The following is a 1,191-nucleotide window of genomic DNA, read 5'->3' as shown; positions in this document are numbered from 1 at the left end:
CAAGATTTATTGCTTGCGAATTGACTTCGCTTCTTTGTTTGGGTTTTTACACCCGCACACTTTTAGCGAAACTTTGTTCAGTTTTCAAAGTACTACCTGTTGTCTCATCGACAACGCATTTAATAATACTCGTTACTTGACTTCATGTCAAGCACTTTTTTATTTTATTTTTCTGCCGTTCAGCGACGCTTTCGCATCACCCGACGGCAGTTAAATATATTACCCTTTGTTTCTCTTTTCGTCAACTATTTCTTTTCGTTCGGATTAGAATTGCTATTTCACAATATTTTTTAATCGATAGCTATCTTAATCTTTATATTCCTTACTTTCTTGAATTATTATTTCCTTTTGATAGCTGACTAGCGAACTTTAACAATTGAGACTTAAGAAAACAATTTTAAATTTATTTTTTGTCTAAACTCTAGCTTCTTAAAAACGTCAAAGTACTTTTAAAGTTTTCTTTTTATACCAACGTATTCTTTTCCACAATATTCAACAGTAACAAAACATCTTTATCCAAACTGTGTTGATGACTAATAGTCTCTGCCAGAGAATCTAGTTTCAATCAATAAATAAAAGAGGAACCATAACCAACTAACAGGTTTTATTGCATCAAAAAAGAGGACATAGTCCTCTGTCATAAAAAATCATTTCCACACAAAATTTTATAAATAAAGGTGATTTCTATATCCTCTTCTACTAATGATTGTATTAAATTTATGCTTGATATTAAAGATAAAAATGTCTTTTTTGAAAATCAATATTAAAAATTTATTCAAGGTAAAAATATGAAAGCTTTGAAGCTGCATTAATTCAACTTGCTCCTTTTTTGTAGTTCTATTAATCTTTTCCTTTATTTTTTATCAACAGGATTTGCAAAAAAGCCGTAAAAGGGAGAAGTAATAAGTTAATTTTTACTTTTATATTTTCAACGCAAAAAAGAGGACACCCTCGTGTCCTCTCTCCCTATTCCTCTTAGCTCCGGCTGTCAGACTCGAACTGACGACATCTTGATTAACAGTCAAGCGCTCTACCAACTGAGCTAAGCCGGAATATTAAAAAAAGAGCACGGCAGCTACCTACCCTCGCAGGCAGTCTCCCACCAACTACTCTCGGCGTTAAGAAGCTTAACTTCCGTGTTCGGCATGGGAACGGGTGTATCCTTCTTGCTATCGCCACCGCACTCTTTTC

Annotated in this window: 1 tRNA gene and 1 rRNA gene; both read right to left on the bottom strand. The window is 33.8% G+C overall.

The window, feature by feature from the left end:
* Nucleotides 1-979: 979 nt before the first annotated feature.
* Nucleotides 980-1,052, bottom strand: a tRNA-Asn gene (locus EJK17_RS11235).
* 14 nt (nucleotides 1,053-1,066) lie between these two features.
* Nucleotides 1,067-1,183 (bottom strand): 5S ribosomal RNA (rrf, locus tag EJK17_RS11230).
* Between the last annotated feature and the right edge of the window lie 8 nt (nucleotides 1,184-1,191).

The organism is Lactobacillus xujianguonis (assembly GCF_004009905.1).
GTDB classification, from domain to species: domain Bacteria; phylum Bacillota; class Bacilli; order Lactobacillales; family Lactobacillaceae; genus Lactobacillus; species Lactobacillus xujianguonis.
This window is presented reverse-complemented; position numbering and strand designations above follow the sequence as displayed.